Source organism: Roseobacter sp. FCG-D35 (assembly GCF_033436665.1).
Classification (GTDB): Bacteria; Pseudomonadota; Alphaproteobacteria; order Rhodobacterales; family Rhodobacteraceae; genus JAWQFO01.
Map to the genome: position 1 here is coordinate 1 of NZ_JAWQFO010000015.1, position 22,093 is coordinate 22,093.

Consider the following 22,093-nt stretch of genomic DNA (forward strand, 5'->3'; position numbering starts at 1 on the left):
CCTGATGTTCAGGAGCTTGAATCAGCCCGATGCACCGACTGCAACCAAATCAATGGGTCCAGAGCCTAGCTCCGTCGAAAGGGCGAATGGCGGTATAGGGCAGGGAGTGCCATTTGACCTGTCGGCGGCGAACGGCACGAGGGTCTGCATAGTTGACCTTCCGGCCGCCCACGATGCTGCACGCCACTTCGCAGGTCGGCTTTGGGGAAGCTGCTACGCAGCACTCAACGATAGTCGGAGGTCGGCTCAGGGCTGCCAACGCCGTAGCAAGTGTATCTGGAAAGAAGCGCACAGGCCGATTGGATGACTGCACGGCGGGCTAGTTTCAAAAAATGGATTGTAGAGATGTAGAAATCGCCTTCCCGTCGACCGTCTCCCTATTGAAGCCACCTTCTGAGCTTCGGATCTTACATAGGAGAAGACCGACATGTTCCGATCAACTTTGCTCGCAACCGCTACATTGGCCTGTGCGGCAGCCGTGCAGGCCCAGGACTTCGCCCCGCGTGAAGACCTGATGGCCGTCACCGGCACCTTCCGTAGTGCTGCGCCCGAAGAATGGTATGGCGGCTACGGCACCCGGGAATTCACTTTCGTCGATGGTCAGTGGTACCTGATCTTCACCCATGCGCTCGATCCGGCGATGACGATACGCACCTTCCAGTTCCGCACCGGGGGTCCCTTCGAGATCCGCGAGCGGTCCGAGGCTGTTCCCGGGGCCTATCACGGGGTCTTCCACGAGGATTGGAAGCATGTAACGCTCCTGACAGAAAATGCGGAGATCGTTGCAGGCATGGGCATTGCGGACTGCGGGCTGACCTACAATCTGGAAACCGATATCTCGGACACTGGCTGCGGTCATTGGCTGCCGGTGGCCGAATGCGGTGAAGATCACGACCTCTTCGCGATGGACGGAACCGGTGTCTATTTCGGCGCCCGCCCGCGCGACAACAACATGTGCACCGATGACCGGACGCCAAAAGCGCTCTTGCCTGTCGTGTCCCGCTATTGAGTCAAAGGAATATCGACATGCAATACATCATAATGAACTACACACCGCCCGACGACCACCCGGACGCCGATGCCGTGCGCGCCGCCGCGGATGGGGAGATTTGGGGTGCTTACACGCGGGCTTTGGTCGATGCCGGCATTTTGGTTGGCGGTGAGGCCCTGCACCCGTCTCATACCGCCACGACACTGCGCGTGGCCGGCGGCCAGCGAGATGTCCAGGACGGGCCCTACGCCGCAACCAAAGAGCAGCTTGGCGGCTTCTACATCATCAATGTGCCGGATCTCGATACCGCGTTGGAATGGGCGGCCCGGAACCCGGCCGCATCGATTGGTGCGGTGGAAGTTCGCCCTATCATAATGCACGACGCGTGAGTGACACTGAGCGCGCGGTCGAAAGGGTGGCTCGCCTGTCTTACGGCAAGCTGGTCGCCCGACTGGCCGCGCGCACCGGCTCCCTGGCCGAGGCTGAGGACGCGCTCGGCGATGCGCTGACAAGGGCACTTGAGACCTGGCCGGACACCGGCGTGCCGGACAGTCCCGAGGCCTGGCTCACCACCACCGCCCGCCGTCGGGCCATCGACGGCGCACGCTCGGGCGCACTTCCGGCGACATACGAAAAAGAATTGACCCGTATGGCTCAAGAACGCGCCGAAATCGCCCCTCCCGTCACGGACCCGCGCTTGCCGCTTATGTTCATCTGCGCCCATCCCGCGATTGACGAAGCGTTGAGGGCACCTCTGATGCTGCAGACCGTGCTGGGTCTTGACGCTCGTCGGATGGCCTCGGTCTTCCTGATGTCGCCGGGCACGCTTGGCCAGCGCCTAACTCGGGTGAAAGCCAAGATCGAAGCCGCGCGCATCACCTTCGAGTTGCCGGATGGCCGAGACTCCGCAGGCCGATTGGCGGATGTGCTGAACGCCATCTACGGGGCGTATGTGGTCGGCTACAACGGCATCCCGGCGGACGACCGCAAGGCTGCAAACCTCGCCGAAGAGGCGATTTGGCTGGCGAGCCTCATCGCGCACGGGTTTCCAGATGAAGGGGAGGCCCACGGGCTCTTCGCGCTGATGCTGTTTGCCGAGGCGCGACGTCCTGCGCGGATCGACCGAGCGACCGGCGCGCTTGTTCCGTTGGAAGAACAGGACTCCGATCTTTGGGATCTCGCCGTTCTGAACGACGCCAAAAAAGCGCTCACAAACGCCACACGCAACCCAAGTCTCGGACGTTTCCAACTTGAGGCCTCGATCCAGGCAGTCCACGCAGCGCGGCGCCGGTCCGGTGCGACCGACTGGTCGGAACTGCGTCTTCTCTATGCCGGTCTAGTCAGGTTCTCACCGACGGTCGGCGCGCGCACCGGCGAGGCGGCGGTCCTGATTGAGACTGACGGTCCCGGTGCGGCGCTGTCTGCGCTCGATGACATCCCTGAGACCGACCGACGATCCTATCAGCCATGGTGGGCCACCCGCGCCCATGCGCTTGCCAGGCTTGGCCAGAACGGGGAGGCCCGCGACGCCTTCGACCGGGCCATTGGTCTTTCCGACGATCCCGCCGCACGGACTTACCTTGCCGATCGCAAAGCGCGGCTCTTGCAAAGCTAAGGAGACGAACATAAAGCATTAGATCGCCATCGTTACGGGCGCCTCCAGCGGCATCGGCGCCGCCATTGCTACCCATCTGACCAAAGCCGGTGCAACGGTTATCGGTACCAGTCGCAGTCGCGAAGGATTTGCTCGGCTCGACCTCACGGACATCGCCTGGTGCAATGCACTTGTTGCGAACGTGCTCGTGCAGCATGGCCGTGTCGATCTGCTAGCAAACAATGCAGGCGGGGCCTAGATCGGTGCGTTTGACGCCTTTGGGCTTTCCCCACCGTTCCCTGTACAGGTCCGATCACAGTGCCGTAACCAGCCGCATGGTGCCGACCGAGGCCGCGCGGGCAAGTTGGGTGTCTAGGGACATGGCGATGTATTTGCCGCGCCGCCAAAGCTGGGTCAGATCGTTATATTGGCGCTAAAGCAGGTGGACCCGATTGCCCGGTCGAACGGCAGCTTTTGAAGGCTGCGGCGCAGGATCTTGACCTGCGGATCAACGGCGGCTCTGGTCCGCCAGTGGCTATGCCTCGCAGCTACAGAAGCAAGATGCTGCTTTGCGGTTGACGACGGCTTCGAGCCCAGACCGGCCGATGCTGCGAGTCGAACTGTTATCGGCTGATTGTCGTGCCGAAGTTGTATCCTGTGCATGCAACCGCAACGAACAGATGTTGCCAGTGCAGACAACGCGAACGAGTTTTATGGTATTGTTCAGTGATGAACGCGACGGCTGCGAATGACTGATGAGTTTTCCCCCTATTTCGGAGCGCCCAAGATAAGGGCGCTTCAAAGGAAGCGCGACGCAGAGGTCGCAGAACTGAATGACCTGCCGGGTGCGGTCATTCATGGTCGCGTGTTTGCAAGCGATGACCCCGCCAAACTGGGATGGCACCGATTGCGTCAGGCCATGGCCGACGAAGGATTGGTTTCGCTCAGGGGCATTGACGACACGACAATCGAAAACGCGCTCCGGGAGCTCGCCGAATTCCATCCTGTCGTGCATCACTGGGACCTGTTCATGGCTGATGCGCAAACGATCCGTGAGGTCTGCGGGCAGATCATCGAGCGCGGTCTTCCCGATGGCGTGGTGCAACTGCCGGATGTCGAGATGACCCCAACGAAGGCGCAAGAGGTTCAGGAATTCCTGACGGAGCAAGGTATCTCTCCGTTCTCGACGGACGCCCTCCTCGGCAAGCTGTTTCCGGCGCGATTGGTCGCCTTCGAGAATGCGAAGGGCAAAATCGTTTCTGCGGGCTTTGCCGCGATGACTCACAACCGCCATAGCCCTTACTACAGATCAGCGTGGGTCGGTCTTATTGGCGTGGATTCCTCTATGCGCGGTCTGGGGCTGGGAACCTACGTCGACGCCACTGCCAACCTTGCCGCGGTCGAACGTCTGGGTGCGTCGTCCACGATGGAATTCGTTGCGCGTGACAATGTGCCTTCGAGGGCGATGCTGGCCACCTGTGGATTAACCCAAGTCGAGCGAAGATCGGTTGTTATTCTATCGAATTCAGACGACCGCCTGACGAAATGAAAACGGTCGCTGGATCGCAGGTAACGAACACTCACTCGCTCCGCAAACTGTGAGTTCGATGAAGCCGGGAGTTCGCGCTCGCAGCTAATGACCGCTAAGCGGGCTGCGACCGCAGCATTCTTCCGTCAGGGCAAACGGCAGCTTAGGGCCGGGAGCGCCCGAAGCATTAAAGTCGGATATCGTCGATGAGGACATGATCGTTGACGAGATGAGCCATTACGGACGCTCCTGAACAAGTTGGCTCAAGAGGGGATACACCATGTCGGATCAAGCAGATAATGAAAGTTCCTATCGTCATGATCAAAAAATTTCATGCGCGTCAAATTCGGCGTTACACGATGTAGCAGTGCAGATCGCCAGTTGCGGAACTCAATTCATACGGTGTTTTCCGGATTGGCATTCAATGGGGCAACTTGCTCTGCCATGCGATCGACCAACGGGTGGGAGTCCGTATAGACTGTAGAGTCGACTTCCTAAAAGGTGTCATGCTTCGCTCTTGTTTAGCCGCAGCTGCCAAGCATGGGTGCTCCGGAGCGATCTGCATGGCATCCCTGAGAACGTAAACATCGCTTTTCTTGGTTCTCCTTCGAAAGACAGGTTCTACCCTCGGTTCTTAACCAGCGCCTTTTCGATCCCGGTAGCGTTCTTCGTGGTTGCGGGAAGCTTCGTGCTCGGGTCCGCTGTGCTCTGGTGGTAATGTAAACAATGGGAAGCTGCCCGAAGCCGTCCTTGACTTAGCCTAAGCGAGGGCTTTTTTGACGACTATGTCTGACCTTTCCACTCAATCACTGGATGAACTGAGCCTCGACGAGGCTGCCCGACCGGTAGCGCCGCCGGTGCCGGAGGCAACGGATGGCCACCGGCATCAAGGGCGGCAGCTGGCGGCGATTCACCGTCACTACCTGATGGAAATCGCCCAGATCGCTGCGGTCCTCGCCCGGATTGAAGCCGGCGAAAATCCTCCCAAGAACCTCGAGCGGATCGTTCTTTCGCTTGATATGGCTGAAAACTTTCGCGCATTCGGATCTCTTTGCGGGCGCGAGTGTCAAATTCTGAAATTCCACCATGACATCGAAAGCGCCGACATGTTTCCGCGGATCGAAGCGGCGGGCAGCGGCAAGTTCCGTGAGGTCGTGGCCAAGCTGAAGGCAGAACACGAGGTCGTCCACGAGCTGATCATCCGCCTCGGTCAGGCTGCGGATGCTCTGGCGAATAACCCGAACGATGCGAATTTCGTTCAGGCCGCCAATACGTTCAGGAAGTTGGAGGAGATCATACGCTCTCACTTCGGCTATGAGGAAACCGAATTGGCGGAAGCCATCGGTTACTACCTTGGGTCGATCTGACAGCCTCAGGTAGACGACCCAGCTTTCTCATCTTTACTCGCCGCTTGGTCGCCCGAAGCGGACAAGAAATAACCAATTAGAAAGTCTCTTCGTCCCGCATGGCCGACGTTTGTCCGCCCAGTATGCTGCGGTCTGTATCAATGGCAGCTTCGGGAAAGCTGCGATGCGGCGTCCTACTTCATCGTCAAGGTCGGCTTTGGGCCGACAGCCGATCTGGGGTGAAAGCGCAGCATCCGATACGGTGGGCAGATTCCAACCATTCTCTGCGAGCGCGAAATCACCACGTAGAAACTGCAGATACAGCCGTTCGCGGAAGCCTCCAGAGCCGAGTTCCAATCCAGCGGTTCGCTGCACGCCCGTCTAACGTCTCAGTTGCGGACAAACCGGACTTATGCCAGCACGGCTTTTGCTTAAGCAGCATTCACTTGCAGGTGCCGCACGCTATTTGTTGCATTGCAGAAGGGTTCCCGGTTGCAGACTTTCATATGCGCGAAATCCGAAACGCTCTTTCGCCGCCGCTAGGATCGATGATCAAGGTGCGGGACAGAAGGGACCTTGTCGAGATAGCAACTTGGCCTACGATTTTGGCGAAGCATGGTCGGGAGAAAGATACATTCATGAAGCTGTCACTTGCCGGGCTCTCGTTAGTGGTGTGCGTTACGGCGCCTGCCGATGCCGCTGAAATGGTGACGCCCGAAATTTATGCCCGCGCCGAGACTGACTTGGCTTTCGCGCAGTTCCAGAGAAACGCCGGCAGCGACGTCAACCGCTTCTTCTACATCCGAAAGCCGACGCCGCTCGACGCGCAAGATGTCGTGCGCATGAACCGCGACACGCTCTATGCGGGAGCTGTCGTCGATACCGAGGGCGGTGCCACAATCACCATCCCCGAGTTTCCTGACGACCGCTACTTCTCGATCCTGGTGGTCGACAACGATCACTACGCGCCCACCGTATTCTACGAACCTGGAACGTACGATGTACCCGACGACACGAAGTACGTCTCTCTGCTCATGCGCATCCAGATCATGGACCCGGACGATCCCGAGGACGTGGCCCTGGTCAACGATCTGCAGAACGCTTTCGTGATCGAGGCTTCGAGCGACGACCTGTTTCCCGAACCGCAATGGGACGTGGAGAGCATGCTTGCACTCCGGGCCGAGTATGAGCAGGAGTTTCAGCAGTTCGCGCAGTACGAACCCGACTGGATGGGACCGCGTGGCGAAGTGAACGAAGATACGCGACAACTGGCTGTCGCTGGGGCATGGGGCCTCTTTCCCGAAGAGGACGCTGTCTACATCAACTACACCGGCCCCTCATCGGCAGATGCCTGTTACAGCGCGACTTACGAGGTGCCGCCGAACGACGCGTTCTGGTCGATCACCATCTATGGTGCGGACGGTTTCATGGAGAGCGACAATAATATTGTAAACGACCGCAACGTTACGTTGAATGACGACGGCACCTTCACGGTGCATTACGGCTCGGAAACCGAATGCGGCGATCAGCCGAACCGCGTCGACATCACCGAGGGCTGGAATTTCCTGATGCGGATCTATCGGCCCGGCGAAGCTGTGCTCAACCGAACATACATTCTGCCTGACGTTGAGAAGACAACTTGATGCGCAAGACTTCTGTTTGATATGGCCTTGCGGTCGCGCTGTTCGCGGGAGTGTCAATTGCGGCCGGTGCCGAGGTCACCGGACAACTTCACCATCGCCAAGATCGACAAGTTCATACGCGACTTCACCTCTCGATGTGTGCATAATTGATCGACTTCGAACTCTTGACCTGCAATGCTCCCAAGTAGGTTAACAGCAGACAAGAGGAACGGGATGATTGCCACCCTTAGGCTCAGCGCCTGCATCGGCCTGCTCTCCATCGCCGCCGGCTGCGATGAGACGGCTGGAACGTCGACTGTCGAGCAAATGACACCCGTTCCTGGCGGCCCTCCGTTCATCGAGGGGAGCTTCGGAGCGAGCGATGCGGCCGTCACCGCATGCCGCAACCTGCTTGAGTCCCAGACGACTGGTGGCGTGACGGTTGTTGGCTCCGAGTTTTCGCAAGCAAACAGCGCAGTCTACATGCGCGTTGGCGCGAACGGGGCTCCATGGCGGTGCCTGGTGTCCGATGACGGAAGCAATCCTTCCACCATGTTCATGGGAAGCGAAGGCGCGGCCTGAACCAGCATGAGGCCGCTCCTGAGCGAGGGGGATGGGTGCCGGGCGTTTGGAAAAGGAGCCGTCGGATGGTGACAGGTCGCTTGTCCGGAGCCATGGGTCTGGGGCTTGCAGCTATCGCATTGGCGAGCTGTGCCAGCTTTGGAAACACAAATGCGGTAAAGGAGGCGAACGAGTTGGCGATCTCCTGCCGCACGGAGGAAGCCCTTGCCGCTTCCACTCAGGCATCGAGCGGCGAAACGCTGGCGCGCGAACTTGCAGAACTGCAAAAGGTCGTCATCCTTCGCGATGCTGGTCGGCTTGAGGAGGCGGACCGCGCTCTCGATTTGCGGAACCAACGGGTCAAGGCTGACGCGCAAACACGCGCCGAAACCGAACAGGCTGTGGAGCAATCTGTTGCCGATCTTCGGGCGCAGCGCACAGACCGGACCGGTCAACCGCTTTGCACTTAAGATGTCACTGGCTGGGACAACATGCCGGTGGACATTGCGCATCCTGATCGCGGCCTATCTCTTGTCACTGCTAATCGGCCTGATCGGCACCTTTGGCTGGTTGGGGCAAGAGAGGGATCCGCTCTCATGGGTCTATGTTGTCATGCTTGGCCAACCTTGGGTGAACTGGACCTATGGTCTGCCCGATACTCTTCAGCCATGGATCAGCGCCGCAACACCTCTTCTGAACCTACTTCTTCTCTTCGCCCTCTGCCGCTGGGCACGAAGCGAAGCGAGGCAGGACCGATGATCCGCAAAATGGAGGACGCACTTTGAACTTCGACATTCCCCATATGCTCGCTTCTGGACTCATAATCTTTGCCATCATTGCGATCATCGATCATGCCAGTGCGTTCGAGAACGTGAGCAAAGGCCGAAAGACAGTGTTCAAGTTCGCCGGCATTTTTGTCGCCATCATTATTCTCAACCTCATCTGGCCCTATGGTACGGGCACCTGAGGGTTAGCTGAAACGGGGCGAGAGCGAGGCTGGTCTATCTCCGGGGACAGAGATAACACATTGCCACTATCTTAAGCATACTGGAGGCCTGCCGCGGATAGGAAAGGTTGGTCCGCATCGGGCTCAGCACTGACCAACGCCGCATGAGGGACAGACACCCGCATTGAAATGGCGAACGGCAGGGCTCGTTCGCCAAGGTGGCTCAAATATCAATGCGCTCAGCGATGCTCAGGGCATCTTCGAGTTCGACGCCAAGATAACGTACTGTACTGTCGACCTTCGTGTGACCAAGCAGCAGTTGCACCGCGCGGAGATTGCCTGTCTTGCGGTAAATCTCCGCCGCTTTTGTACGGCGAAGTGAATGCGTGCCGTAACCACTTGGCTCCAGCCCGATTGCGGTGACCCAATCGCGGACAAGCCGACCATACTGGCGGGTTGAGATGTGTGGGCGATCATGGAACCGGCTTGGGAACATAAAGCGGCAAGCAAACATCTCGGGTGATTTGACCCAGGCCAAGACGGATTCACGCGTGTTTTCCGTCAGTTCAAACTGTACTGGCCGCTTGGTCTTGCTCTGGATCACCGAAACGCGTTCTCGCACGCGATCATCTTTTACCAGGTCAGACACCCCCAATCTGACAAGATCACAGCCGCGCAACTTGCTATCGATGGCGACGTTGAACAAAGCCAGATCGCGCAGATAACCCGCGAGTTCGAGCCTTGCCCGGATTGCCCAGACCTGTTTTGGCAGTAAAGGCCGTTTTTGACCGATGATCCGCCCCTTGTTCCAGGCTCTGCGTTTCGGGGTTGTCGCAGGAAGTTGGACTCTTGGCATGATATGCCCTCCGATCCTCCCTCCAAACCCAGTCACCCGCACCATGCGGGCAATGAGATTTTATCGTCCTTGGCAAGGGCAGTTGTCAGAGGCCGACCGACTGCATCGACGCTGCATGCGCAATCGGTGGCAGAGAGCCCAAAGGCACCATTCTACGCCCAACTGATCTCAGACAGTCATTGAATTATTCGATCGATTGATTTAATAAGTGCACAAGAGGGAGAATCTGATGGCTCGTGTAACGGCGGAACGCGTCAAGGAAACCAAGCGGGAGCTCCTAGAAGCTGCGCAGCAGGTGCTTCTGGAAGAAGGATATTCCGGCCTCTCCACCCGCCGCGTCGCTGAGGCGGCCGGCACGCAGATGAGCCAGATCCAGTATCACTTCGGATCGAAGGAGGGAATGATCCTGGCTTTGTTCGAGTACTTGAATAGCCAGCTGATCGATCGCCAGACCCGGACGTTCAACAATCCTGATCTTTCAGTATCGGAGAAGTGGGCGCTTTCCTGCGACTATCTCGACCAGGATATCGGGTCCGGCTATGTGCGTGTCTTGATGGAGCTGACCGCTGCCGGGTGGAGCAATCCCGTGATCGGCGCTGCGGTGAGCTCGGCCTATGCCGAGTGGCGCGATCTTATCCTCAAGCTCGCTCGTGAGGTAGAACGGCAAAATGGCTCGCTCGGACCGTTTACCGCCGAGGAAATCGGCGCTTTGGTCAGCGCTGCGTTCATTGGGACCGAAGCGGCTATCATGCTCGGCTACGAGTCACCGGAAATCCCGTTCCGAGATGCATTGAGGCGCTTTGGAAAGATCATCGAGATGTTTGATAGGACCGAGAGACAGGAATAGGCCATGCGTGCCAGGCTACCCCACACGACTGGATATGTGGATCGCGACGGTGTAAAGCTGCATTACGAGCTCTACGGTGAAGGATCACACACTATAGTATTCGTGCCGACCTGGGCGATTATTCACTCGCGCTCGTGGAAGGCTCAAATTCCATATTTCTCAGAACATTTTCGGGTTATCGCCTTCGATCCGCGCGGTAACGGGAAGTCCGACCGGCCCGATGATCCCTCCTGCTATTCTCTGGACAAGATCGTGGGCGACGTGATCGCGGTCATGGATCACACGGAAACTGAGAAGGCGACACTGGTCGGAATGTCCTTCAGCAGTGCGATCGCCTTCGCGGTTGCTTCCTATCACCCCGACCGCGTCGAGGCCGTTGTGTCAACTGGCGCCTGGAGCCCAATTGTCCCCCCGTATGAGGAAAGGGCTAGGGCATATGATGCAAACGCGGAGGACAATCCCGAGGGTTGGAAGAAATACAACGCGGACTACTGGCTCCGCGACTATCCGGATTTCATCCAATTCTTCATGAGCAAGGTGCACAACGAGCCACACTCGACAAAGCAGCAAGAAGACGCTGTTGGATGGGGCCTTCAGGGTGACGGCGCGATGCTGCGAATGACGCAAGACGCGCGATCAGATAGTGCGGCTCTCGTGATCGACGAGAATATGTACCGGCGTGTGCGGTGTCCGAGCCTCATCTTCGTGGGGGCCGCGGATGAGATCACGCCGCCGGAAACCTCGCACCGGATAGCCGAGCTGACGGGCGGAGACTTGCATGTAGTTCCGGAAGCAGGGCATGGCCTGCACGGGCGTTTTCCGGCTTTGTTCAACACGACGATGCGGGACTTTCTGGCCAAGCACCTCGGGACTTACACACCGGTGCGCCGTAGGCTGAAGCCCGGGAAACGGGCGCTCTATCTCTCTTCACCGATTGGTCTCGGCCATGCGCGCCGCGACTTGGCCGTGACGCGCGAGCTTCGGCGACTTCATCCTAATCTGCAGGTGGATTGGCTGGCGCAGGATCCGGTCACGCGGTTTCTCGACGCCAACAACGAGACTATCCATTCCGCAAGCCGCCTCTTGGCGAACGAAAGCGCACACATCGAGGAAGAATGCGGGGAACATGACCTGCACGCCTTCGAGGCGATCCGGCGAATGGACGAAATCCTGATCAAGAACTTCATGGTCTTCCAGGAAGTGCTGGAAGAGGGTCGCTATGATTTGGTAATCGCGGACGAGGCCTGGGACGTCGATCATTACTGGCACGAGCACCCAGAGCTCAAACAGGCTCAGATCGCATGGCTTACCGATTTCGTGGGCTGGGTACCGTTCGAGGAGAACGGCCCGCGCGAGGCGTTTCTCACGTCGGACTACAACGCAGAGATGATCGGTCATGTCGAGGGCAATCCGACCGTTCGGGACCGAGCGATATTTGTCGGCGGGTCCGAAGATATTGTCGATATGAGCTTCGGGAACGGACTACCCAGGATGCGGGACTGGATCCCGCGTCACTACGAGTTTTCGGATTACATCATCGGGCAGCACCCGGACGAGTTCGGAAGTCGGGACGATCTCCGTGCCGAGTTCGGTTATGACGATGGGCGACTGACCTGCATCGTTGCGGTTGGGGGCTCGGGCGTAGGCGCGACGCTGATCCGCCGCATCCTCGAGGCCTATCCCCTCGCAAAGGCGCGACTCCCTGAACTGCGCATGATCGTGGTTACCGGGCCGCGGCTCGATCCTGCGGGGTTCAAGGTGCCGGCGGGCGTCGAAATGCGAGCTTTCGTGCCCAACCTCGACCGCCACCTCGCGGCCTGCGATCTTGCTCTAGTACAGGGTGGACTCACCACTTGCATGGAGCTTGCCGCGGCGGGCACTCCGTTCCTGTACTTTCCGCTTCGCAACCATTTCGAGCAAAACTTCCACGTTGCCAGCCGGCTGGAGCGCTACAATGCTGGGCGGAAGATGACCTTCGCCGAAGCGGGTCCCGAACAGATTGCCGAAGCAATGCTGGCGGAATTGAGGAATCCAAGAATACCGCTCCCAGTGGCCAAGGACGGCGCGGCGCGGGCCGCCTCGATGCTGTCGGAACTTCTTTAAACGACAGCTTTGTCCGCGATCGGTGAGTTGCCCTGACAATCCTTGCTGCGCAGCTTTCGAATGGCCAGTTTGACCGCCGCTGTGCAGCGTGTGTAACCGAGCACTTGCAGAGATTTCCGTGCTGCGCGCGCGTGCAGCGAAAAATCCGAATTCACAGGATGGGCTCTCTCCCGACCTTCGCCGCGCAGCGCTTCGAGGTCCACTCTGCGGACCTTGCCGAAGTTCGTTGTTCGTCGACAAACCGACGTGAACGGCCCTTAGGCGCCCTCCGTCTATCGATGAGTGCTGCATTGCAGCTTCCCCAAATCCGACCTTCGAAGTGGCGTGCAGCATCGTGGGCGGCCGGCAGGTCAACTTTGCGGACAAACTGGCTTGCCGTTCGACTGACGCACTGGCTTACAAATCTTCATAATGCGCATCGCCATTCACCGGGCCGACCTGAAGGCTCTGCTTGACCCAAAGGCATTTTGCAAGAACACTGCTAATGCGCCTTTCATGAGGGTGTACCCTGAAGTCCCGGGAGCGCTGGCGAGAGTGCTCTCGGGCCGTTTTGCGTTATGATTTCCTCATCGGGATCAAGAATTACGAACGCTTAAGACATCGCGGAACCATACTTCTGCTTTGGCTCGGGGCAGTCGATCGCTGCAACGGCTAATCGCAATCAGAACCCGACTTTGGATGCGGCAAGATCGAGCGACCGCGTTAGCGGACGAAGCCGCCTGATGCCGATGCAGCAAGTGTTGCTACTGTGAGCTGGCCTGATTGCGGAGCTGGTAGCGGCACTGCGGCACGATTTCCGCAAAGCAGCCATTCAGCACCGGCAAACTATCTAAAAAACATACCGGCCGTTCGCTGCGGGAGCAGTCAACGTCTCGCACACGCACTTGCTGGTCGTCGGAGGTTCTGATGCATATCGCGGTTGATACGCCCTACCGATCCATGGGTCACTGCCCCAGTACTTCCAACAGAACCTCTCCTGTCGCACCGGATGGCGGCCGGGTTTCTGCCACGGCAGACAATGTCAGCGCGACGTCTACGGTATGCACGCGTCGAGCGATGCTTTGCCCGGCCGTCTGGTAGCCTGCAAAAAAGATCGGGACGAAAGTGTCATAGCGCCACGGCGACCCGTGTGTGACAGTCACCGACAGCCCATCCATGTCGTTGATGAACCACTCAGGTTCGAAGACCACGTAGATGTCTCCGGAACGGTCCGGATGATAGTTGTTCAAGACTGCTCGCATGAGCGCGTTGTCGGGTAATGAACCTTCACGCAGGCGCGAGCTTGGCACTGCGTAGGCGACACCTTCGAATGCGACCAATTCATCGGCAATGGCGGTTTCGAGCGCAATCCTGTCGATGTCGGCGTCGTTGCGAATGGTTTCGGACAAGGTCAGGTAGGGATGGTCGTAGCCTTCGAACAGAGGGCCGCTCAGTCCGAAGCGTTCCTTGATGCGGGCAACGGCCGGAGCAGTGTCCCATTCATCGGGGGTCACGTAGCCTCCCGGCATTCCGATTGACGCGAGATATCCCGGCGCTTCCGGGGCGCCATGATCCGAGGACAATACGATCAACGTATGCTCAAGGCCAACTGCCTGATCCACATAGGCAAAAAGATCGGCGAGCGTCCGGTCGAGTTGAAGGAGATTGTCCTCAGCCTCAAGGCTCGACGGACCAAAGAAGTGGCCGACATAGTCCGTGACCGAAAAGCTGACAGCGAGGAAGTCCGTCACTTCGTCATCACCGAGATCCTCGGCGTCGATAAGCGTCTTGGCAAAATCCGCCGTCATTTGATCCCCGAACGGGCTCAGCGTCAGCAGCGTCGTAAAGTATTTGTCATCTCCAGCTCCCAGCGGGTGGGGAAATGTGCGTCCGAAACCAGCGAAATCTGGCTCCCATGGCTGGTCGTCGTGGTCACCGAAGAGGTAGGTTTCGGTAGGGTTCAGCAACTCCCATGACCGATTATCGAAACCCTGCGGCACACCCTTGGCGTTCCATGCATCAACCCATGCAGGATAAGTTTCGTAGTAGTAACTGCTCGTCACGAATTGTCCGGCGGATTTCGAAAACCAGAAGGCTTTGCCCGCGTGCCCGGCCATGGCAACCGCGCCGCGATCCTTTATCGAGACTCCGAACACCTTCGCCCGTCCCGCGGTCGCCAGCGCCAATTCGTCCCCAAAGGTGGAGGTCAGTATAGTCCGCGGTGATCGTCCGTCGCTCTTGGCTGCCCGTTGCGTGGGATCGATTTCGGTTTCTTCATCAACGTCGGCGCCGCTTGTGAGGATCGAATAATCCGGGTCCTCGATGTTGTAGACCGTCCGTCCTTGCGACCGGTCATACCAGAGATTGCCAACCATCCCATGTGCCGCGGGAGTAGCACCTGTCGCCAATGTCGTGTGCCCCACTATCGTTTCGGTATTGGCGTGGGTGTGGTGGGCGTTCGAGTAGTAAATGCCTTCTTCGAGCAGATACCTGAAACCGCCCGTTCCGAACTGTTCAGAGTGGCGGGTCGGAAGGTCTCCTCTCAACTGGTCAACGGTTATCTGGAGGATCAGGCGGGGCAGCTCCCGGGCGTTGGAGGCGACGGGGAAAAGGCTTAGCCCCATCAGAAAAGGAACTGTGGTCTTCGCCAACAAAGCCATGACACCTCCAGTCGTTCGAGCGGTCGGGGCTGCATCATGCAACAACAGTTCAATATTGCGCAACCTCTCAACACAATCTCCGCAACACGGTCGTAGACCTTTCAAGTTTCGCTGCGGAATCGATGAATGAGCGCTTTTCCGGCTGCGCTGCAGCAAGGCTTTTCGACTGGCCGATTCAGTACGCTTGTTGCACCAGCCAAGCTCTCGCTTGCAATCCGGCCGCTCCGGGCTCCCTGCCGCCATCCGGCTCGAGCCTGTTGAGCAGCCCGATCTGACTGGTCCAAACCAATTGTTAGTGCATGTGCGGCCTTTGGGCTACCGGGATGACGGTTTCTGGTGCTGGTGGGCGGTATCCGAGCGCGCTGTGTGGNCGATCTGACTGGTCCAAACCAATTGTTAGTGCATGTGCGGCCTTTGGGCTACCGGGATGACGGTTTCTGGTGCTGGTGGGCGGTATCCGAGCGCGCTGTGTGGACGTTTGGCATTGTAGTGTCGGCGCCAGTTTTCGATGATGATCTGGGCACCCGTCACATTCGGAGATCGCCTTGAAACGCTTGCATAGGGAGAGCCGTCCATAGATGTGGAAGGTGGCATCGCTGATCCCGTGCTTGCGGCACAGATCGGGCGCGCTCATGCCTGCCTGGCGCTCCTTCAGGATGCCAATGATCTGCGCTTCGCTGAAACGACTTCTCTTCATCGTCTGTCTCCTCAATTGGAGAACAGGCTAACCTCAAGGCGAGGACTTTTCAGGGGAGCAGGTCGGTAGACGGTCGCATCATCAAAGCCTCGAGGAATGACAACTTGGGGTAAGTTGTCAGACTTCGAGGCAGGCATTAAAATAAGGGGACATTCTGCTGAGGTTATATTCTCGTGTATTCATTTTTGATGACTGAATTTCGAAGCGATGTAAGTTCAAACCGATGGTCCCGCACTAATCAATCCTACCGTGCATGTGCCCTTAACATCGCACTAGCCATTTCGGGCCTGCCGGCAAACGCCGCGACGATCGACCTCATTGGCACGGATACAGAGATCGCCGATCTCGCAGGCAACGACACCATCACCAATTCCGGTCCAGGGGATGCTGCGGTCGTCGTTACAGGCAGCGCATCCACGACCTTTTCCGGCACCATCGCGGATGGCAGTGCGCAGACAGGCCTCACGCTGCGCAAGGATACGAACTCGACGGGGCTGACGCTTACCGGCACGAATAGCTATTCCGGAGACACCACTCTGGAGGCTGGGGAATTATCGTTTGGCAGCGCCGCGTCGCTTGGCAGTGGCAGCGTGATACTCGCCGGTGGTGATCTGCGAAGCCTCTCTACCGCTATCCTCGCAAACCGCCTGACGTTCGGAGCCGCAGCCGGCAGCTTGATTGCCGACGATGGCACGACGCTGACCCTGACAGGAACCTACGAAAACTTCGGAAACGCTGTCTTCGGCGAGGCGGGCAACAGCGGCACGATTGACCTTGCCGCATCGTCGTTCGTTGTCCCTTCCTTCTCCACAGCCACCATCGCGGGCGGCACCGTGCGGACCGCGAATGCCCAAAACGGGGCCAGTGCGTTCTCGATGGGCGCGGGTGTTACGATTGAGGCGGACGGCACGCTCGAGATGGATGGGTTCGACGTAAACGTCACCGATCTTGCCGGCAGCGGCACCATCGTTAACTCGGCCCCGGTCGCGGCAGTGTTGACCGAGAGCGGCACCGACAGCACCGAATTCAGCGGCGCGATCGCGGGCGGTGCGGCGCCTGTGAATTTCACGCTCAACAAGACAGACATAAACGACACGCTGACTCTGTCGGGCCAGAACAGCTTTGGCGACACACGGATCTTACGCGGCACGCTGCGTACCTCTGGCACCACCGAATTGGGTGACACTTTCGTCGGGGCGGAGGGTGCGCTCATGATGGATCGGGGCGCTAACGCTGGAAGTATTCAGACCAACGGCGCTCTTGTTGCCTCTGGAGGAAATTCCTTCAGCGGCAACGTATCTATTGGTGCGGGTGGTTCATTAACTATCGTGGACGGCGCTGTCGCCGGAAATGTTGCGAACCGCGGCTTATTGACCGCCTCCGGGCAAACCACCTTCAGCGGCGACGTATCGATTGACGGAGTATTCAACGTGGGAGCTGGTCTGACAACCATAGGCGGCGACCTCAGCACAGGTCTGCTTTCGTTTGAGTTCGGCGGCATAACAGACGGAACCTTCGCCCGGCTCGACATCGCCGATGACCTTTTCATCGGTGGCGTCATTGATTTCGATATCGTGGCAGGCCTGACCCTCGGGAAAGGCCAGCTTTTCGACATCATCACGGTCGGCGGCGGAGTCTTGGGTCAATTTGCGGGCTTGGGCGAAGGCGCTCTGATCGAAGGGTTCTCCGAGGACGTTTTCATTACCTACAAGGCGGGTGACGGCAATGACATCGCGCTCTTCACCTCCGACGGCCCGCCGGCCCACGTGCCGTTGCCGGCGTCCGTGCCCGTGCTTCTGACAGGTCTTGGCGCGCTCGCGTGGATCGGGCGGCGCCGCAGCCAGACATTCTGAGCCGCTTAGTCCTAGGGCTGGGACATCGACGACCGCACCAGCGACGCCCGCGCTATTGCCGCGTTCTGCAAGCATGTCCTCGACATCGCGATAGCTCAGTGCGAACCAGTAATATAGCCAGACGGGATGCTGAATGATCGCCGGCGAGAACCGGTGGCGAGCGTAGAAGACTTGGCGCATCCAGGCCACATACCTAGGCCTTCTCCATCGCTAAACGCTTAACGTGACAGTGCCATCTGAAGACATTTGGATCGAGGCGAACTGTGGTACAATGTTAATGGGAGGATCATGCCATGCAGAACATTCGGCAGATGGAGACCTCGTTGATCTCCGATCGCCTCACACTCGGCTTCGACCACGGAACCAGTGACCTCGAGATTGAAGTCCCGATCACCACGGAAGCCGCGGCCCAGGGCCCACCTCCGCCAGGCGGCGCACAAGTCCGGCTTACCGCACTTTTCGTAACCGAAATCATCGGCCAAACAGGAGTCTTTTCTCTCGAGGTCGTGGTCGATGATGATCTAGTGATGAAACCAAGCGTCGGCAAAGGACATGAGGATGCTCGCAGCCTGACACTGCTGGCTTTCGTCGACGGCGTGAAGGCCGGCGATCACACTGTCAGCGTGCGATTCCGACCAGCAAGGCCGCCGGGAGCTGCCTTTGGTAGTCGCACGCTCACAGTCTGGGAGACCGTCGTCGCCGGAGAACCACAAGTGATCGGCTGAGCAGCAGCCGTTTGCCGGAATAGGCCCAAGTTCCATGACTTCGATCTCCGGAGCCACCTCATCCGGCGTTCGATCAGGAAGGCCTTGTCAAAGAAACTTTGCTTGAGGCAGGGCAGGGCGCCGGGTAGCGTCTGGACATGTCCAAATCCAGCCCTTTCAAGTGCTTCAAGATGAGCCCGGAGGGCCGTATGCCCGGGAAGTGAGCTAAACGCTCTCCACAAAATCCGGGCAAGTCCAGTGCGTTTGGTCATCGCCAAAAGTAGCCCTGTCAAGGGCGCTGTCACGCTAACTCGCGATGGATGAAGGCACCTTCCGACGACAGCTTCAGGCAGCCTCGATTTCCCACCATTGGGCCGATGCCTGGCCGACCGTCTTCGGCGACGCAAAGATGACCATGGCACTCCTCGACCGCCTCACCCACCATTGCGAGATCGTCGAGACCGGAAACGAAAGCTGGCGCTTCAAAAACAGAGTATAGCGCGAACGGCACCCCCGCTGGCACGCCGCCGCTGCGTTACATGGGGACTACGAAGCGCCGGGCCAGCTCACCTCAAGGGGGTCAAAACCGCCGCCTGAGAATGTCCACCCGCAGGGGCGCACTCCAATAGGGGGTCACGATTGGATGCTGATTGACACACCATGTTTGCGGACCTGCCATTCATCGTCATCGAGGAACGTGATCCCGCTGTTGTCGACGAGCAGGTTCAGTCCGAGCGGCGATACGGAATCTGGACAGCCAGATTCTTCTGGCTGCGGCACCGGGTAGTATAGTCTGGGAGGGGTCAGTCCGGGCCGGCCAGACGGAGCAGGCTGGCGACCATTCCGGCAGTCTGGCTGAGTGGCAGCTTGAACAGGTCTTTGATCGACAGACAGATCTGGATCGGCGCATCCGAAAACACCGCCGGGCGACCGGGGCTGCCGTCACGCGGCGCGAGCCATGTCATCTCGTCCAACCATATCAATAATTACCCGCGCTCGCGCAGCGAGGCAGTGTAGCTGGACCGGTTCGTGGTGAGGTAGCTGGTGGGTAATGGTTCGTTAATGCCAACCGTCTAACCGCATGGATACACGATGTAATTCCCGCTCGGCCAGAGTTCTGCAACAACGCCGCGGCAATGGGTGGACGCGTGCTCGCGCAAGTACAAAACTCTCTGTTCGGCGTGTAGTCAAAAGCTCTTGAAGCATTCCCTTGTTTCCGCGATGCTTTTCTCAGCGCTATTTTTGGGCAGAAATATTGACCACCAAAAAAAATCGAAGGAAAAGGATATAGTCTAATGCTGCGTGTTGCGATGGTTATGGCGATGCTCGGTACTGCAGGACCGGCTCTGGCTCAAGATCCGGCTCCAAAAGAAATATCGCTTACTTCAATGATAGACGCGGTCCAGGGCGCCTTGCTTGACTCGCAAAAATCCCTTGCGAAGGACCAGATGCTGCCGCTCAGCAAAGTGGAACTGGTGTTGAACACGATCAACACCAGCGAAGTGTCTGGGCGTACCGGATTTTGGATGTTTCGGGCTGATGCTTCCTACTCCTCCGCCGTGACCTCCCGGGTGGAAATGACACTGACACCGCCGCCGGCCTCAGCGGATGATGCTCGTTCGCCCGCCTCCCAGATCCGCGAAGCACTCGGGGATGCGATCTTCGCGGGGGCAGCCGCGCGGTCCGCGGCGATCAACGGATCGCCGCCTCTTGATGCGCAGAGCTTCGTGATCACTCTCGAATTCGCGGTCGTTTCCGACGGGAATGCGGGTGTCGCCCTCGCATATCCCCCGTTCTCCTCAGAGATCAGCGCGGGACTTTCGGAAAACCGGTTGCAAAAGATCGTCATGAAATTCGATTGAAGCCAATGAAGCAAATTCGACTAAGAAACTTGATAGTCGCTGGAACGATCTCGGCCGTCGCACTCCCGTCTCAAGCCAGCGATGTTTGCGACGCGCAGCACTACCAGACACAATTCTATGACGACGATCTGAAACGCTATGCACTAGCCCATGTCTATCCACACGACCGGAATGCGCCCTATGCCGGCAACGCCTTCGTGGTCGACATCGCCCACGGCCTTGTCCTGACGGCGTTCCATGTCGTTAAGGACGCTTTGGGCGATCTCCCTCAGGAGGGGGACGAAGTGGATCTTTATTTTCCGGGTTTGCAAAGCGGTGGAACGGGGACTGTGGCGACCGCCCGGGTTTTGGACCGCTTGCAGTTGGAGGGCGGGAACGACTCGAAAACCGTCAAGGATGATGTCGTGCGTGACATCGCACTCCTGAAAATCGAAGGGAATATCCCCAGTGGACTTCAAAGCTTCCGTTTGGGCTTTGACGCTGAACAGTTCGCGGAAACGAAAGTTTTGTCCTATTTCGGTGGCGTTAGCGATGCATACGAATTCGATGTAAGTGTGCAGCGTGCGAAAGTCAGTCGGGACCGCTTTGCCAAATGCCGTCTTCAATACTTCAATGATGTAGGGGCCGGGGATTCCGGTGGGCCTGTGGTTGAAGCATATAACGCGCGGGCGATCGGAATGGTGCTCACCAGCCGTACCGAGGGGGACAGGGTTGTGGGCGAGATCCTCCCCTTTCACTGCACGGGCGCAATTCTTAGTGCTTGGATGTCAGAGCATCTTGAGGATGAGATAAAGCAGACCCTTGAGGTACTCTTCTCGATGGATGAGCTAGAACTCTCCAACTTCCTCAGAGACGCCCGGACCGACGAGAAGGTTTCTAATCTCAAGCTGATGGCAATGATGTCCATTCTGGCCGACTCCACGTTGCTGCCTGATCTCGACGAAGACACGGTTCGGGCGTGGATTCAGGCGACATTCAATTGTCCGGTCTGGCACGCTATAAGAGGCCGCCAGATCGGAGCAGCAGCGCTTGTACCAAATCTGACCAGACGTATGACGCGCGAAGCGTCCCTGCGAAGCGCGGCAGATACCCGCTATGCCAAAGCAATTCGTACGGAAGACAGTCTCGAAAAAAATGCGCTATTGAAAGAGGCTGTGTTCTTTTATCGGGCCTCGGCACTGGAACAGCAGCAGCAGTTGGAGTTTGCGGTCCTGGGCGCATCGGATCTCGCCGTAGAAGTTAATCCTGTAGCTCCGGTTACATTCAAGGGCCTTGCCGACTCCCTCTTCGCCTTAGCGGGGCAGACCCACGGAGCAAATACAACCAAGCTTTTGCAGGAAAGCGCGACAGCCGCTCTGATCTCGGCCGCCTTGGGCCAAGAGCGTGTGCCTGAGGTGTCAGCACAGGCGCTGACCACCTTTGCGAGCGTGGCCTCGAAATTAGACCAACATGACTCGGCCGCCGAAGCCTGGGCGACGGCTTGGGCAAACGGCGCCCGGGCTGAATGGGTAGCGCAGAGTTATGATTTCGACGTGAGCAAGCGGGACGACTATTTCGACAAATCCGCAAACCAGAATTATGTTCCCATCGGCAACGCCTCAAATGCTGTCGCCGGGGATTTCGCGCGACAACTGCTAACCGAGGCTCCGCCTAAATGGCTCGGCCATCAGACTGGGCTTACTGGGTTGGATGGCAAAATCGGTCTCGAGTTGTATCAGGCCATGGAGATAGACGGGCAGATTTAGTCATTTGTATAGGGTCGGCGAACGTAGCACAGTCTTCTAAAGCGATTGGAATGGCCTTGTCCGCCGGCTCGCCCTTCGAACGGACGTCGGGAATATCCAGTTTGCTTTTAAAGGACGCTTATGCTAGAGAGCATGTCTGGGCATGCTGCGCTGCCGACAATGTCGCAAAGGTCGGCAATGCGTTCGCTCGTTCTTGCCG

The 22,093-nt window shown here is 58.3% G+C and carries 20 protein-coding genes and 5 pseudogenes; 18 read left to right on the forward strand and 7 right to left on the reverse strand.

What is annotated here, in order from left to right:
- Window positions 1-427 precede the first annotated feature (427 nt).
- The 11 genes from R5H30_RS21345 to R5H30_RS21395 all read left to right on the forward strand — a co-directional run bounded on the left by R5H30_RS21345 (window position 428) and on the right by R5H30_RS21395 (window position 8,609).
- The gene (locus R5H30_RS21345; RefSeq protein ID WP_318330800.1) at window positions 428-1,009 is read left to right on the forward strand and encodes a hypothetical protein; all 582 of its coding nucleotides are present in this window, start codon (window positions 428-430) and stop codon (window positions 1,007-1,009) included.
- A gap of 17 nt (window positions 1,010-1,026) precedes the next feature.
- Entirely contained in the window at window positions 1,027-1,380 is a 354-nt protein-coding gene (locus R5H30_RS21350; protein WP_318330801.1) for a YciI family protein, read from the forward strand.
- Entirely contained in the window at window positions 1,308-2,606 is a 1,299-nt protein-coding gene (locus R5H30_RS21355; protein WP_318330802.1) for an RNA polymerase sigma factor, read from the forward strand. Before R5H30_RS21350 ends, R5H30_RS21355 begins: the two co-directional genes overlap by 73 nt.
- A 28-nt stretch (window positions 2,607-2,634) precedes the next feature.
- The gene (locus R5H30_RS21815; RefSeq protein ID WP_412105160.1) at window positions 2,635-2,844 is read left to right on the forward strand and encodes an SDR family NAD(P)-dependent oxidoreductase; all 210 of its coding nucleotides are present in this window, start codon (window positions 2,635-2,637) and stop codon (window positions 2,842-2,844) included.
- Between the two features lie 489 nt (window positions 2,845-3,333).
- On the forward strand, window positions 3,334-4,134 hold the full coding sequence (locus tag R5H30_RS21365; protein WP_318330803.1) for a GNAT family N-acetyltransferase: 801 nt from the start codon (window positions 3,334-3,336) through the stop codon (window positions 4,132-4,134).
- A gap of 764 nt (window positions 4,135-4,898) precedes the next feature.
- Complete coding sequence (locus tag R5H30_RS21370; protein WP_318330804.1) at window positions 4,899-5,480, forward strand: hemerythrin domain-containing protein; 582 nt, start codon at window positions 4,899-4,901, stop codon at window positions 5,478-5,480.
- A gap of 617 nt (window positions 5,481-6,097) precedes the next feature.
- On the forward strand, window positions 6,098-7,102 hold the full coding sequence (locus R5H30_RS21375) for a DUF1254 domain-containing protein (RefSeq protein WP_318330805.1): 1,005 nt from the start codon (window positions 6,098-6,100) through the stop codon (window positions 7,100-7,102).
- 213 nt (window positions 7,103-7,315) lie between these two features.
- A complete protein-coding gene (locus tag R5H30_RS21380) occupies window positions 7,316-7,663 on the forward strand; it encodes a hypothetical protein (protein ID WP_318330806.1) in 348 nt (115 codons plus the stop codon).
- Window positions 7,664-7,728: 65 nt separating this feature from the next.
- Entirely contained in the window at window positions 7,729-8,112 is a 384-nt protein-coding gene (locus tag R5H30_RS21385; protein WP_318330807.1) for a hypothetical protein, read from the forward strand.
- A 34-nt stretch (window positions 8,113-8,146) separates the two neighbouring features.
- The gene (locus tag R5H30_RS21390) at window positions 8,147-8,401 is read left to right on the forward strand and encodes a hypothetical protein (RefSeq protein ID WP_318330808.1); all 255 of its coding nucleotides are present in this window, start codon (window positions 8,147-8,149) and stop codon (window positions 8,399-8,401) included.
- A 22-nt stretch (window positions 8,402-8,423) separates the two neighbouring features.
- A complete protein-coding gene (locus R5H30_RS21395) occupies window positions 8,424-8,609 on the forward strand; it encodes a hypothetical protein (RefSeq protein WP_318330809.1) in 186 nt (61 codons plus the stop codon).
- Window positions 8,610-8,811: 202 nt separating this feature from the next.
- Here the strand turns inward: R5H30_RS21395 and R5H30_RS21400 are convergent, their stop codons facing one another.
- Window positions 8,812-9,444: a tyrosine-type recombinase/integrase gene (locus R5H30_RS21400; RefSeq protein WP_318330810.1), complete on the reverse strand. Its 633-nt coding sequence runs from the start codon at window positions 9,442-9,444 to the stop codon at window positions 8,812-8,814.
- Window positions 9,445-9,673: 229 nt separating this feature from the next.
- Between R5H30_RS21400 and R5H30_RS21405 the strand changes: the two genes are divergently transcribed.
- Both R5H30_RS21405 and R5H30_RS21410 read left to right on the forward strand, forming a co-directional pair.
- Window positions 9,674-10,291, forward strand: a complete 618-nt coding sequence (locus tag R5H30_RS21405; protein ID WP_318330811.1) for a TetR/AcrR family transcriptional regulator — start codon at window positions 9,674-9,676, stop codon at window positions 10,289-10,291.
- A gap of 3 nt (window positions 10,292-10,294) precedes the next feature.
- Window positions 10,295-12,394 carry an alpha/beta hydrolase gene (locus R5H30_RS21410; protein WP_318330812.1) on the forward strand — a complete coding sequence of 700 codons (2,100 nt, stop codon included), beginning with the start codon at window positions 10,295-10,297 and terminating at the stop codon, window positions 12,392-12,394.
- Here R5H30_RS21410 and R5H30_RS21415 read toward each other — a convergent pair.
- The 4 genes and pseudogenes from R5H30_RS21415 to R5H30_RS21430 all read right to left on the reverse strand — a co-directional run.
- Complete coding sequence (locus tag R5H30_RS21415; RefSeq protein ID WP_318330813.1) at window positions 12,391-12,597, reverse strand: hypothetical protein; 207 nt, start codon at window positions 12,595-12,597, stop codon at window positions 12,391-12,393. The two genes, R5H30_RS21410 and R5H30_RS21415, sit on opposite strands and share 4 nt — an antisense overlap.
- Window positions 12,598-13,338: 741 nt before the next feature.
- Complete coding sequence (locus tag R5H30_RS21420) at window positions 13,339-15,033, reverse strand: alkaline phosphatase family protein (RefSeq protein ID WP_318330814.1); 1,695 nt, start codon at window positions 15,031-15,033, stop codon at window positions 13,339-13,341.
- A gap of 396 nt (window positions 15,034-15,429) precedes the next feature.
- Window positions 15,430-15,555 (reverse strand): annotated as a pseudogene (locus R5H30_RS21425) (integrase core domain-containing protein); the annotation flags it as partial.
- A 58-nt stretch (window positions 15,556-15,613) separates the two neighbouring features.
- Window positions 15,614-15,730: pseudogene (locus R5H30_RS21430) on the reverse strand (transposase); the annotation flags it as partial.
- Between the two features lie 173 nt (window positions 15,731-15,903).
- Here R5H30_RS21430 and R5H30_RS21435 point away from each other — a divergent pair.
- Window positions 15,904-17,583: a VPLPA-CTERM sorting domain-containing protein gene (locus R5H30_RS21435; RefSeq protein WP_318330815.1), complete on the forward strand. Its 1,680-nt coding sequence runs from the start codon at window positions 15,904-15,906 to the stop codon at window positions 17,581-17,583.
- A gap of 57 nt (window positions 17,584-17,640) precedes the next feature.
- On the opposite strand, the pseudogene R5H30_RS21440 reads toward R5H30_RS21435, so the two are convergent.
- Window positions 17,641-17,763, reverse strand: a pseudogene (locus tag R5H30_RS21440) (IS6 family transposase); the annotation flags it as partial.
- 113 nt (window positions 17,764-17,876) lie between these two features.
- Between R5H30_RS21440 and R5H30_RS21445 the strand changes: the two are divergent.
- Window positions 17,877-18,308, forward strand: a complete 432-nt coding sequence (locus tag R5H30_RS21445) for a hypothetical protein (RefSeq protein ID WP_318330816.1) — start codon at window positions 17,877-17,879, stop codon at window positions 18,306-18,308.
- Between the two features lie 361 nt (window positions 18,309-18,669).
- A pseudogene (locus R5H30_RS21450) lies at window positions 18,670-18,786 on the forward strand (ATP-binding protein); the annotation flags it as partial.
- Window positions 18,787-18,941: 155 nt separating this feature from the next.
- Here the strand turns inward: R5H30_RS21450 and R5H30_RS21455 are convergent.
- Window positions 18,942-19,351: pseudogene (locus R5H30_RS21455) on the reverse strand (transposase); the annotation flags it as partial.
- A 231-nt stretch (window positions 19,352-19,582) separates the two neighbouring features.
- Here R5H30_RS21455 and R5H30_RS21460 point away from each other — a divergent pair.
- Entirely contained in the window at window positions 19,583-20,149 is a 567-nt protein-coding gene (locus tag R5H30_RS21460) for a trypco2 family protein (RefSeq protein ID WP_318330817.1), read from the forward strand.
- Window positions 20,150-20,154: 5 nt separating this feature from the next.
- Entirely contained in the window at window positions 20,155-21,894 is a 1,740-nt protein-coding gene (locus tag R5H30_RS21465; RefSeq protein WP_318330818.1) for a S1 family peptidase, read from the forward strand.
- The last annotated feature ends 199 nt before the right edge of the window (window positions 21,895-22,093 follow it).